Consider the following 12,387-nt stretch of genomic DNA (forward strand, 5'->3'; position numbering starts at 1 on the left):
GCACGGTGGGAACCCAGCACAAGTCCGCCGCACTGCCCCTCGCGCTCGCCTATGCGGCGCTGATCGTCTACGCGAGTCTCTATCCCTTCGCCGACTGGCGCGACCAGGGCATCGCGCCCTGGGCCTATCTGGCGGCGCCGTGGCCCAAGTACTGGACCGGCTTCGACTTCGGGGTCAACGTCGCGGGCTACATGCCCTTCGGTTTCCTGGCGGCGATCGCAGTACTGCGAACTCGCCCGGGCGTCGGCGTGGCCGGCGCGGTGCTGCGCGCCACGGCGGCCGGCGCCGCGATCGCTTTCGCCATGGAGACCTTGCAAAGCTACCTGCCCTCGCGCATTCCCTCCAATGTCGACCTCGGACTGAACAGTGCGGGTGCGCTGGCGGGCGCCGTGCTCGCGGCGGCGCTCGAGCGCTTCGGTGCCGTGGCGCATTGGCACCGGACCCGTTCCAACTGGTTCGTCGAGGAGTCGCGCGGCGCGCTGGTGCTGCTGGCGCTGTGGCCGCTCGCACTGCTGTTTCCGGCAGCGGTCACTTTCGGGCTGGGTCAGGTGTTCGAACGGCTCGAGGCGGCGATTTCGGAATGGCTCCTCGACACCCCTTTCATCGACTGGATGCCGGTGCGCCAGTTCGAGCTCGAGCCGCTGGTGCCCGGCGTCGAACTGCTGTGCGTCATGCTGGGAGCGCTGGTGCCCTGCCTGCTGGCCTTCCTGGTCACGCGCTCGATCTCTCGCCGGGCCGTCCTGCTGCCGCTGGTGCTTGTGGCCGGGATGGCGGCCACTGCCTTGTCGGCCGCGCTGAGCTACGGCCCCGAGCACGCCTGGGCCTGGCTGAGCCTGCCGGTGCAGGTCGGCATCGTGGCCGCGCTGGTTCTGGGCGTGTTGCTGCTGCCCGCGCCGCGCCGGTTCTGTGCAGGCTTGCTGCTGATCGCGCTCGTGGTTCACCTGAGCCTGCTCAACCAGGCGCCCGAGAGCGCTTATTTCGCACAAACCTTGGCGACCTGGGAGCAGGGGCGCTTCATCCGTTTCCACGGGCTCGCGCAGTGGCTGGGCTGGCTTTGGCCCTTCGCCACGCTGGCCTACGTGCTGGCCGCGCTGTCGCGCCGGACGCGGCCGGCGTAGTCCATACCCCGGCGCCCAGTGTTCGCGTCGCACGCTCAATAGAATGGTTCGATGTCCAATTCCAGCATCCCGCCGCCGCGCGGCTACTACGCTCGGCACATCTTCTTCTGCCTGAACGAACGCAAGAACGAAGAGGACTCCTGCTCGAAGCACAACGCCCAGGCGGGCTTCGATCGCTGCAAGGCCCGCATCAGGGAGGCCGGACTGGCCGGGCCCGGCAAGGTGCGCGTCAACAAGGCGGGCTGTCTCGACCGCTGCGCAGGCGGGCCGGTGGCGGTGGTCTATCCGGAAGCCGTCTGGTACACCTTCGTCGACGAGGACGACATCGACGAGATCGTCGAATCGCATCTGAAGAACGGCAAGGTGGTCGAGCGGCTGCTGTTGCCGCCCGAGGTGGGGCGCTGATGAATTCCAGAACCGAAAAAATCCAGCTCAAGGGCGCCGCGGGCGCCATCGAAGTGCTGCGCGACGCGGCGGCCGCGGGCTCGCCGGCGCTCGGCGTGGCGGTGATCGCCCATCCCCATCCGCTCTTCGGCGGCACCATGGACAACAAGGTGGTACAGACGCTGGCGCGCGCCTTCGTTTCGTGCGGATGGACCGCCGTGCGATTCAACTTCCGCGGTGTCGGCGCCAGCGAAGGGGCGCACGACGAAGGACGCGGCGAGCGCGACGACATGCTGGCCGTCGTCGAGCAGTTGGCGCCCGAGGGGCCGCTGGCCATCGCCGGCTTCTCGTTCGGCGCCTTCGTGGCGAGCTGCACGGCCGAGAAGCTCTGGGCGACGAGGGACATCCGGCACCTGGTGCTGGTCGGCACGGCCGCCTCGCGCTTTTCCGTTGCGACGTTGCCGGCGGAGGCGCACGAACGCACGCTGGTCGTGCACGGCGAGCACGACGACACCGTGCCGCTCGCTGCCGTGATGGACTGGGCGCGGCCGCAGTCACTTCCTGTCACAGTCGTTCCCGGAGGCGGTCATTTCTTTCACGGACAATTGCCGCTGCTCAAAAGTCTGGTCGTCCGCCACCTGCGCGCGGGCTAGTTTTTTCGTCTCTTCGCATCCCCCATGAATCGTTTTCTCGACGCGCTGCGCGCGCTCGCGGTGGCCGCTGCCGCATCCTTCTGCATGGTCGTCCACGCCCAGGTGCCGGCGCCGCCCGAAGTCGCGGCGCGCAGCTACCTGCTGCTTGACGTCACGGCCAACCAGCTGCTCGCGCAAAAGGACATCGACAGCCCGGTCGAACCCGCCTCGCTCACCAAGCTGATGTCGGCTTATCTGGTGTTCGACGCGCTCAAGGCCAAGAAGATCAGCCTGCAGCAGACCTTGCCGGTCAGCCCGCGCGCCTGGAAGATGCCCGGCTCGCGCATGTTCATCGACCCCAAGATGCAGGTGCCGGTCGAAGACCTGATCAAGGGCTTGATCGTCCAGTCGGGCAACGACGCCACCGTCGCGCTGGCCGAAGGCGTGGGCGGCACGGTCGAGCATTTCGTCGAACTCATGAACGAGCAGGCCAAGGCGCTCGGCATGAAGAACACCAGCTACAAGAATCCCGAAGGCCTCACGGCGCCGGGCCATAGCACCACGGCGCGCGACCTCAGCATCCTGGCGACGCGCCTGATGCGCGACTTTCCGGAGTATGTGCACTACTACGCCGTCAAGAAGTACCGCTATCCCGGCACCCCCTCGACCAACGACACCAACCGCAATCTGCTGCTGTTCCGCGACCCGACCGTCGACGGCCTCAAGACCGGCCACACCGATGCGGCCGGCTACTGCATGATCGTGACCTCGAAGCGCGATTTCCCGAACCTCGGCGGCGGCCGGCGCCTGCTGTCGATCGTTCTGGGCGCGGCGAGCGAGAACGCACGCGCCAACGAGTCGCAGAAGTTGCTGAACTGGGGCTACACCGCTTACGACGCGGTTCGCCTGTTCGACGCCAACCAGGCGGTGGCGACGCCGGCGGTCTGGAAGGGCAAGGAAAACACCGTCAAGCTGGGCCGTCCCGAGGCGATCGTGGTAGCGGTCCCGGCCGGCTCGGCGAGCAAGATCAAGACGCAAGTGACACGGCCAGACCCGTTGGTCGCGCCGTTCTCCCGCTTCCAGCCGATCGGCTCGCTCAAGATCACGCTGGCCGACCAACCGGTCGCCGAAGTGCCGCTCGTGGCGCTGGAGCCGGTTGAGCAAGCTGGCGTGCTGGGCCGCGCCTGGGACGCCGTCCGTCTCTGGATCAAGTGAGGCCGGCGCCCGCCCGGCGGGCGCCCCGGTGCAGCTGAAATTGCGGCGTCACGGCCGCACTGCTATACTCGTGGGCTTTTCGGAAAAATCCGAAGGGATTCACGTTTTCGTCATCTCCCGGCCCCTTGTGTCACGACAAGGATTCTTGCCGGGGTGTTTTGGGACTTATTCATTCATGCCAACCATCAATCAACTGGTGCGTCAGGGTCGCGAGGTCGAAAAGATCAAGTCGAAGAGCCCTGCCATGCAGAACTCGCCGCAGCGTCGCGGCGTCTGCACCCGGGTCTACACCACGACCCCGAAAAAGCCGAACTCGGCGCTGCGGAAAGTCGCCAAGGTGCGCCTGACCAACGGCTTCGAAGTCATTTCCTACATCGGCGGCGAAGGCCACAATCTGCAGGAACACAGCGTCGTGCTGGTTCGCGGCGGTCGTGTCAAGGACTTGCCCGGTGTGCGCTACCACATCGTGCGCGGTTCGCTGGACCTGCAAGGCGTGAAGGATCGCAAGCAGTCGCGTTCCAAGTACGGCGCGAAGCGTCCCAAGAAGGCTTAAGGCTTTCTGTCGTTCAACGGTGTTCGGCGTGCCCTGGCAGGCGCATCGGACGAAGTGACCCGCTGTTGGGTCGAGTAAGTGAGAGTTCTTGTTGGCTCTCGCGGTGCCGGAAACGGTGCCAACTGAAGCAAAGAGGTTAGAAAAATGCCACGTCGTCGCGAAGTCCCCAAACGTGAAATCCTGCCGGATCCCAAGTACGGCAATGTCGAGCTGTCCAAATTCATGAACGTGATCATGGAAGGCGGCAAGAAGGCGATCGCCGAGCGCATCATCTATGGCGCGCTCGACCAGATCGAGAAGAAGAACCCGGGCAAGGACCCGGTCGAAGCCTTCACCATGGCCATCAACAACGTCAAGCCGATGGTCGAAGTGAAGTCACGCCGCGTCGGCGGTGCGAACTATCAGGTTCCCGTCGAGGTGCGCCCGGTGCGTCGCCTGGCGCTGTCGATGCGTTGGATCAAGGAAGCCGCCCGCAAGCGCGGCGAAAAGTCGATGGCCCTGCGTCTGGCCAACGAACTCATGGAAGCCACGGAAGGCCGTGGCGGTGCCATGAAGAAGCGCGATGAAGTGCACCGCATGGCCGAAGCCAACAAGGCCTTCAGCCACTTCCGCTTCTAACAACAGCCCACTAGTCAGACAGGCTGGAAGCCCGATCCACCGAATGCGGTGGGCGGGCTTTCATCCGTTAACGGAGTAATTTTCATGTCCCGCAAGACCCCCATCGAGCGCTACCGCAACATCGGTATTTCTGCGCACATCGACGCCGGCAAGACCACCACCACCGAGCGCATCCTGTTCTACACCGGTGTGAATCACAAGATCGGCGAAGTGCACGATGGCGCCGCCACGATGGACTGGATGGAGCAGGAGCAGGAGCGCGGCATCACGATCACGTCCGCTGCCACCACCTGCTTCTGGAAGGGCATGGGCGCCAACTTCGACGAACACCGCATCAACATCATCGACACCCCGGGCCACGTGGACTTCACGATCGAAGTCGAGCGCTCGATGCGCGTGCTCGACGGCGCCGTGATGGTGTACGACGCCGTCGGCGGCGTGCAGCCCCAATCCGAAACCGTCTGGCGCCAAGCCAACAAGTACAAGGTGCCGCGCCTCGCGTTCGTCAACAAGATGGACCGCACGGGCGCCGACTTCCTGCGCGTGCGCCAGATGATGGTGGACCGCCTGAAGGCCAATCCCGTCGTGATCCAGATCCCGATCGGCGCCGAAGACCGCTTCCAGGGCGTCGTCGACCTCGTCAAGATGAAGTCGATCATCTGGGACGAAGAGAAGGGCGTGACCTTCAAGTACGGCGAGATCCCCGCCGACCTGGCCGCCGTCTGCGCCGAGTACCACGAGAAGCTGGTCGAGGCCGCCGCCGAATCGAGCGAAGAGCTCATGAACAAGTACCTCGAAGGCACCGCGCTGACCGAGGCCGAAATCAAGGCCGGCATCCGCCAGCGCACCATCGCCGGCGAAATCCAGCCGATGCTGTGCGGCTCCGCGTTCAAGAACAAGGGCGTGCAGGCGATGCTCGACGCCGTCGTCGAATACATGCCAGCGCCGACCGACATTCCGCCGGTCAAAGGCATGGACGAAGACGAAGCGCCGACGACCCGCAAAGCCGACGACAGCGAAAAGTTCTCGGCGTTGGCCTTCAAGCTCATGACCGACCCGTTCGTGGGCCAATTGACCTTCGTGCGCGTCTACTCGGGCGTGCTGACCAAGGGCGACAGCGTCTACAACCCGGTGCGCGGCAAGAAGGAGCGCATCGGCCGGATCGTGCAGATGCACGCCAACAACCGCGTGGAAGTCAGCGAAATCCGCGCCGGCGACATTGCCGCGTGCATTGGCCTGAAGGAAGTGACCACGGGCGAAACCCTGTGCGACCCCGCTGCCATCCTGACGCTCGAGCGCATGGTGTTCCCGGAGTCGGTGATTTCGCAGGCCGTCGAGCCGAAGACCAAGGTCGACCAGGAAAAGATGGGCATCGCGCTGCAGCGTCTGGCGCAGGAAGATCCGTCTTTCCGCGTCAAGACCGACGAGGAGTCGGGTCAGACCATCATCGCCGGCATGGGCGAGTTGCACCTCGAAATCATCGTGGACCGCATGAAGCGCGAGTTCGGCGTGGAAGCCAACGTCGGCAAGCCGCAGGTGGCTTATCGCGAAACCATCCGCAAGACGGTCGAAGATGCCGAAGGCAAGTTCGTGCGCCAGTCGGGCGGCAAGGGCCAGTACGGCCACGTCGTGCTCAAGATCGAGCCGCAGGAAGCCGGCAAGGGCTTCGAGTTCGTCGACGCGATCAAGGGCGGCGTGGTTCCTCGCGAATACATCCCGGCGGTCGAAAAGGGCGTGATCGAAGCGCTGGGCCAAGGCGTGCTCGCCGGCTATCCGGTGGTCGATGTCAAGGTCACGCTGCACTTCGGTTCGTACCACGACGTGGACTCGAACGAAATGGCCTTCAAGATGGCCGCGATCTTCGGCTTCAAGGAAGGCTGCCGCAAGGCCAGCCCGGTCATTCTCGAGCCGATGATGGCCGTGGAAGTCGAGACGCCTGAAGACTACGCCGGCAATGTGATGGGCGACCTGTCCTCACGCCGCGGCATGGTGCAGGGCATGGAAGACATGATGGGCGGCGGCAAGGCCATCAAGGCCGAGGTCCCGCTGTCGGAAATGTTCGGCTACTCGACCACGCTGCGTTCGATGTCGCAAGGCCGCGCCACCTACACGATGGAGTTCAAGCACTACGCCGAAGCTCCGCGCAACGTCGCTGAAGCCATCGTCGCTTCGCGCGTCAAGTAAGAAGTTCTGTCTGCGACCTTGTGCCTCTCGTTGCCCGTGGCGAGAGAACCAGCAACATGGTGCAGACGTTAAACCATACACGGGCACTGCTCTTTCAAGGATAGAAAATGGCAAAAGGAAAATTCACCCGCACGAAGCCGCACGTGAACGTGGGCACGATCGGTCACGTGGACCATGGCAAGACCACGCTGACGGCGGCGATTGCGACGGTGCTGTCGACGAAGTTCGGCGGCGAAGCCAAGGCCTACGACCAGATCGACGCGGCGCCTGAAGAAAAGGCGCGCGGCATCACCATCAACACCGCCCACGTCGAATACGAAACGGCCAACCGCCACTACGCGCACGTCGACTGCCCCGGCCACGCCGACTACGTCAAGAACATGATCACCGGTGCCGCCCAGATGGACGGCGCCATCCTCGTGTGCTCGGCCGCCGACGGCCCCATGCCCCAGACCCGCGAGCACATCCTGCTGGCGCGTCAGGTCGGTGTGGGCTACATCATCGTCTTCCTGAACAAGTGCGACATGGTGGACGACGCCGAGCTGCTGGAGCTGGTCGAGATGGAAGTGCGCGAGCTGCTGGACAAGTACGAATTCCCCGGCGACGACACCCCCATCATCCATGGCTCGGCCAAGCTCGCCCTGGAAGGCGACAAGGGCAAGCTGGGCGAGGAAGCCATCATGAAGCTGGCTGACGCGCTGGACACCTACATCCCCACGCCCGAGCGTGCGGTCGACGGCACCTTCCTGATGCCCGTGGAAGACGTGTTCTCCATCTCCGGCCGCGGCACGGTGGTGACCGGCGCTGTGGAGCGCGGCGTCATCAAGGTGGGCGAGGAAATCGAGATCGTGGGCATCCGCCCGACCGTGAAGACCACCTGCACCGGCGTGGAAATGTTCCGCAAGCTGCTGGACCAGGGCCAGGCCGGCGACAACGTCGGCGTGCTGCTGCGCGGCACCAAGCGCGAAGAAGTCGAGCGCGGCCAGGTGCTGTGCAAGCCCGGCTCGATCAAGCCGCACACGCACTTCACCGCCGAGGTGTATGTGCTGAGCAAGGATGAGGGCGGGCGTCACACGCCGTTCTTCAACAACTATCGCCCGCAGTTCTACTTCCGCACGACGGACGTGACCGGCGCGATCGAGCTGCCCAAGGACAAGGAAATGGTCATGCCCGGCGACAACGTCAGCATCACCGTGAAGCTGATCAACCCGATCGCCATGGAAGAAGGCCTGCGCTTCGCGATCCGCGAAGGCGGCCGCACCGTGGGCTCGGGCGTGGTGGCGAAGATCCTCGACATCTGACTCGAGCGCACAAAGGAATCACCATGGCCACCAAGCAAAAAATCCGCATCCGCCTGAAGGCGTTCGACTACAAGCTGATCGACCAGTCGGCCGCCGAGATCGTGGACACCGCCAAGCGCACCGGCGCGATCGTCAAGGGCCCCGTGCCCCTGCCGACCCGCATGAAGCGTTTCGACATCCTGCGTTCGCCGCACGTCAACAAGACGAGCCGCGACCAGTTCGAGATCCGCACGCACCAGCGCCTGATGGACATCGTCGACCCGACCGACAAGACCGTGGACGCGCTGATGAAGCTCGACCTGCCGGCCGGCGTGGACGTCGAGATCAAGCTTCAATAAGAAACTTCGGTTACTTCACAAGAGCCCGCCCGCAGAAATGCCGGCGGGCTTTGTTTTTTGACACTTGGCTGTGGCATTCTCCGGGGGGGCGGCGATTGGCCGGGACGTGAACGCTCAGAGGGCGAAGATGAAGACTAAAACATGGCTCTTGCGGGCCCTTGCGGTGGCTGTCGCGGTGGTGCTTGGCGCATGTGGCGGCGGCGGCGGCGGCGGTTTTCCGATCGCGGGACTGCCGGGCGCGACGACCGTCACGCTGAACGGCACCGTTACTTTCGATTCGGTGCCGAATGCGACGGGGACGCTGAACTATTCGGCCATCGTGGTCAAGCCGGTTCGCGGCGCTGTGGTCGAAGTCGTCAACGGCGCGTCGGCGGTCGTGGCGACGGCGAGCACCGACGCCAGCGGCGCCTATTCCGTTTCCGTGCCTTCCGGCACATCCGTCGTGGTGCGGGTCAAGGCGCAGATGTTGCAGACCGGCTCGGGCGCGAGTTGGGACGTCACTGTCCGCGACAACACCCAGTCCGACGCGATCTACGCCATGGAAACGCCCGCGTTTCCCACCGGCGTGGTGGCCACGCTCACGCGCGACGTCCACGCACCCTCCGGCTGGGACGGCACGAGCTATGCCTCGACCCGCGTCGGCGGGCCGTTCGCGCTGCTCGACACGATCTATACGACCCAGGCCAAGGTCCTCTCGGTGGCGCCGGGCACCGCCTTCCCGCTGCTGCGCGTGTTCTGGAGCGTCAACAACGTACCGGCGTCGGGCAATCTGGCGCTGGGACAGATCGGAACGACCTTCTTCACCAACAGGAGCACGGGCCGCGCCATCTACGTGCTGGGCAAGGAGAACGTCGATACCGACGAATACGACGCGCCCGTCGTGGCGCACGAGTGGGGGCACTACTATCAGTCGGCCTTCAGCCGCGACGATTCGCCGGGCGGCAGCCATTCCCTGAGCGAGCTGCTCGATCGGCGGATGGCGTTTTCGGAAGGCTGGGGCAATGCCTGGTCAGGCATCGCGCTGGGACGCAGCAACTACACGGATTCCACCGGCCCGAGCCAGGCGCAGGGGGGCAACCTCAACCTGACCGCGGGCACGCCGACCAATCCTGGCTGGTTCCGGGAGGCGTCGATTCATTCGATCCTTTGGAACCTCAACAACCAGGTCGGATTCAAGCCGATTCACGACACCCTGACTGCCGCGTCGTTCAAGAACGGCGTTGCGGTTACCTCTATTCATCCGTTCACTGCTGCCTTCAACGCGGCCGCGCCGGGGAGCGCGGCTGCCCTGAATTCGCTGCTCACCGGCCAGAACATCAGCGCCAACCCGAACGATCCTTTCGGACTCTCGGAAGCGAACAATGGCACCGTCGCACTCGCACTGCCGATGTACTCGACCGCGGCCGTGGGCGGCAGTTCGACGTCCGCTTGCGTAACCAATCAGGCCGGTGCGGGCAACAAGCTCGGCAGCTACGCGTACCTGCGATTCACGGCGCCGACCGCTCGCAACTACACGATCACCGCCACGGCGCCTTCCGCTGCGGCGGATCCGGACTTCGTCGTCTATGCAGGGAGGCAGATCGCCCAGTCCGATGGCTTGGGTGCGAGCGAAACCGCATCGGTCAGCCTGCCCGCCGGCGAGAACGTTCTAGTTCTCAACGACTTCAACAACACCTCGGTATGTTTCAACGTCACCATCCAATGAGGAGCGCGTCCATGCGTGCACACCGCAGCTTGGCAGCCATCGTCGTCGCGTCGCTGGCGATGGGCGTGTCCTTGCAAGCCTGCGCCGACAGCAAGCCGGAGCGCAGTGCGCCCAAGATGACCGCGGCGCCGGCAAAGTCGAACGGCTCCGGCGTTTCCGTCCAGTATCGCGTCGACGGTACGCCGCAGGCCGGGAGTGCGGTTTCCGTCGTGCTGAGCTTCGACGGCATCACCGATCCCGCCGGCGCCTCGGTCCGCCTGACGGCCGAAGGGGGGCTCTCGCTGGTCGGCGCCGGAGGAACGCAGGCGCTGCCGGCCGGCCAGGCGACGACATTGACGGTCCAGGTCGTGCCTGGCGCCGAAGGCGTCGGCTATCTCCATGTGTTCACGACCCAGCGCGGTGCCACCAGCGCCATCTCGGTCCCCGTGCAGGTGGGTAAGGCCGCTTCCGCCATGCCCGCGAGCGACACGCTCAAGCAGACGCCCGACGGCGACAAGATCCGGCCGATGCCGGTGAAATAGAGCGCGCTGCGCGCTTCCTGTCCGGCCGCTTGCTCTGGCGGCCGTTCGCGGGCTATAATCTTCGGCTCTGCCTAACTTGCGCCTTTCGGGGTGATCGTTGCGCGGAGCTTTATTAACCTTCTTCCGCATACCAAACGCTGTCGCCAATTGAAGTGGCAGCGGCGGGAGTTTTGGAGAAAAACCAATGAGTCTGAGCAACTCCCTCGGGTTGCTGGGCCGCAAGGTGGGGATGATGCGTCTCTTCACCGATGACGGGGATGCAGTTCCCGTCACGGTGGTGGATGTGTCCAACAACCGCGTGACCCAGATCAAAACCCAAGAGACCGATGGCTACGTCGCACTGCAAGTGACGTTCGGCTCGCGCAAGGCATCGCGCGTCACCAAGCCCGAAGCAGGTCACCTCGCCAAGGCTGGCGTCGAAGCCGGCGAAATCATTCAGGAATTCCGCGTGACGGCCGATACGGCAGGTCAGCACAAGGCCGGCGGCGTGATTGCCGCGGCCAGCGTGTTCGCGGTGGGCCAGAAGGTCGACGTGCAAGGCACCTCGATCGGCAAGGGCTACGCCGGCACCATCAAGCGCCACAACATGAGCTCGCAGCGGGCGTCGCACGGTAACAGCCGTTCGCACAACGTCCCCGGCTCCATCGGCATGGCGCAGGATCCGGGCCGCGTTTTCCCGGGCAAGCGCATGACGGGCCACCTCGGCGACGTCACCGTGACGACCCAGAACCTCGACGTCATCCGTATCGACGAAGCACGCCAGCTGCTTCTGATCAAGGGCGCGATCCCGGGCTCCAAGGGTGGCTTCGTCACCGTGCGTCCGGCCGTCAAGGCCAAGCCGCAAGCGGCTGAAGGAGCGAAGTAAATGCAACTCGAACTCCTGAACGAACAAGGCCAGGCCGCGTCGAAGTACGACGCCCCCGAGACCGTGTTCGGCCGTGACTACAACGAAGACCTGGTTCACCAGATCGTCGTCGCATTCCAGGCCAACGCACGCCAAGGCACGCGCGCCCAGAAGGACCGCGAACAGGTCAAGCACTCGACCAAGAAGCCTTTCAAGCAAAAGGGAACGGGCCGTGCCCGTGCCGGTATGACTTCCTCGCCGCTGTGGCGCGGGGGCGGCCGCATTTTCCCGAACATGCCTGACGAAAACTTCTCGCAGAAGATCAACAAGAAGATGTACCGCGCCGGCATGGCCTCCATCTTTTCGCAGCTCGCTCGCGAAGGCCGTCTGGCCGTGGTCGATTCGATCAAGGTCGACTCGCCCAAGACCAAGGCGCTGGCCGCCAAGTTCAAGGCGATGAATCTCGAGTCCGTGCTCGTGATCGCCGAGGAAGTCGACGAGAACCTGTACCTGGCCTCGCGCAACCTGGTGAACGTGCTCGTCGTCGAGCCGCGTTACGCCGATCCGGTGTCGCTGGTCCACTACAAGAAGGTGCTGGTCACCAAGGGCGCCGTCGACAAGCTCAAGGAGATGTTCGCATGAGCCGCATGAACCCGACTCCGCAGCAGCGTCAGTTCGACGAAGGTCGTCTGATGAGCGTTCTGGTCGCCCCGATCGTGTCCGAAAAGGCCACGATGGTCGGCGAGAAGTCGAACGCAGTCACTTTCAAGGTGTTGCAGGACGCCACCAAGCCCGAGATCAAGGCCGCCGTCGAACTGATGTTCAAGGTCCAAGTCCAGGGCGTGTCGGTGCTCAACACCAAGGGCAAGACCAAGCGCTTCGGCAAGTCCGTCGGCCGCCGCGACAACGTTCGCAAGGCCTATGTGACGCTGAAGGCCGGTCAAGAGCTCAATCTCGTTGGGGAAGGCGCTTAA

The 12,387-nt window shown here is 64.5% G+C and carries 14 protein-coding genes; all 14 read left to right on the forward strand.

All coding sequences use genetic code 11. From position 1 onward, the window contains the following. Positions 1-5 precede the first annotated feature (5 nt). The 14 genes from ACSQ9I_RS02085 (at position 6) to rplW (ending at position 12,387) form a co-directional block, all read left to right on the forward strand. Entirely contained in the window at positions 6-1,118 is a 1,113-nt protein-coding gene (locus ACSQ9I_RS02085; protein ID WP_093104195.1) for a VanZ family protein, read from the forward strand. 51 nt (positions 1,119-1,169) lie between these two features. Further along, a complete protein-coding gene (locus tag ACSQ9I_RS02090) occupies positions 1,170-1,523 on the forward strand; it encodes a (2Fe-2S) ferredoxin domain-containing protein (protein WP_093104193.1) in 354 nt (117 codons plus the stop codon). Further along, positions 1,523-2,155: an alpha/beta hydrolase gene (locus ACSQ9I_RS02095; protein WP_093104192.1), complete on the forward strand. Its 633-nt coding sequence runs from the start codon at positions 1,523-1,525 to the stop codon at positions 2,153-2,155. Before ACSQ9I_RS02090 ends, ACSQ9I_RS02095 begins: the two co-directional genes overlap by 1 nt. A gap of 24 nt (positions 2,156-2,179) precedes the next feature. Beyond that, the gene (locus ACSQ9I_RS02100) at positions 2,180-3,349 is read left to right on the forward strand and encodes a D-alanyl-D-alanine carboxypeptidase family protein (protein ID WP_436312114.1); all 1,170 of its coding nucleotides are present in this window, start codon (positions 2,180-2,182) and stop codon (positions 3,347-3,349) included. Positions 3,350-3,524: 175 nt separating this feature from the next. Further along, the gene (rpsL, locus tag ACSQ9I_RS02105; protein WP_028249584.1) at positions 3,525-3,902 is read left to right on the forward strand and encodes a 30S ribosomal protein S12; all 378 of its coding nucleotides are present in this window, start codon (positions 3,525-3,527) and stop codon (positions 3,900-3,902) included. 144 nt (positions 3,903-4,046) lie between these two features. Next, the gene (gene rpsG, locus ACSQ9I_RS02110) at positions 4,047-4,520 is read left to right on the forward strand and encodes a 30S ribosomal protein S7 (RefSeq protein ID WP_093104188.1); all 474 of its coding nucleotides are present in this window, start codon (positions 4,047-4,049) and stop codon (positions 4,518-4,520) included. 84 nt (positions 4,521-4,604) lie between these two features. Continuing rightward, complete coding sequence (gene fusA, locus ACSQ9I_RS02115) at positions 4,605-6,704, forward strand: elongation factor G (RefSeq protein WP_436312115.1); 2,100 nt, start codon at positions 4,605-4,607, stop codon at positions 6,702-6,704. Between the two features lie 107 nt (positions 6,705-6,811). Then, the gene (gene tuf / locus ACSQ9I_RS02120) at positions 6,812-8,005 is read left to right on the forward strand and encodes an elongation factor Tu (protein ID WP_436296069.1); all 1,194 of its coding nucleotides are present in this window, start codon (positions 6,812-6,814) and stop codon (positions 8,003-8,005) included. A gap of 23 nt (positions 8,006-8,028) precedes the next feature. Beyond that, positions 8,029-8,343 carry a 30S ribosomal protein S10 gene (gene rpsJ, locus ACSQ9I_RS02125; protein WP_028250951.1) on the forward strand — a complete coding sequence of 105 codons (315 nt, stop codon included), beginning with the start codon at positions 8,029-8,031 and terminating at the stop codon, positions 8,341-8,343. A 70-nt stretch (positions 8,344-8,413) separates the two neighbouring features. Further along, complete coding sequence (locus tag ACSQ9I_RS02130) at positions 8,414-10,048, forward strand: carboxypeptidase-like regulatory domain-containing protein (protein WP_436312116.1); 1,635 nt, start codon at positions 8,414-8,416, stop codon at positions 10,046-10,048. An 11-nt stretch (positions 10,049-10,059) separates the two neighbouring features. Further along, on the forward strand, positions 10,060-10,569 hold the full coding sequence (locus ACSQ9I_RS02135) for a hypothetical protein (RefSeq protein WP_436312117.1): 510 nt from the start codon (positions 10,060-10,062) through the stop codon (positions 10,567-10,569). 184 nt (positions 10,570-10,753) lie between these two features. Beyond that, entirely contained in the window at positions 10,754-11,434 is a 681-nt protein-coding gene (gene rplC / locus ACSQ9I_RS02140) for a 50S ribosomal protein L3 (RefSeq protein WP_126838203.1), read from the forward strand. Next, the gene (gene rplD / locus ACSQ9I_RS02145; protein WP_093104745.1) at positions 11,435-12,055 is read left to right on the forward strand and encodes a 50S ribosomal protein L4; all 621 of its coding nucleotides are present in this window, start codon (positions 11,435-11,437) and stop codon (positions 12,053-12,055) included. It abuts the gene before it with no gap. A 5-nt stretch (positions 12,056-12,060) separates the two neighbouring features. Next, a complete protein-coding gene (gene rplW / locus ACSQ9I_RS02150; RefSeq protein ID WP_170855568.1) occupies positions 12,061-12,387 on the forward strand; it encodes a 50S ribosomal protein L23 in 327 nt (108 codons plus the stop codon).

Origin of the sequence: Variovorax sp. LjRoot84 (assembly GCF_964254305.1) — a bacterium.
Lineage (GTDB): Bacteria > Pseudomonadota > Gammaproteobacteria > Burkholderiales > Burkholderiaceae_C > Variovorax.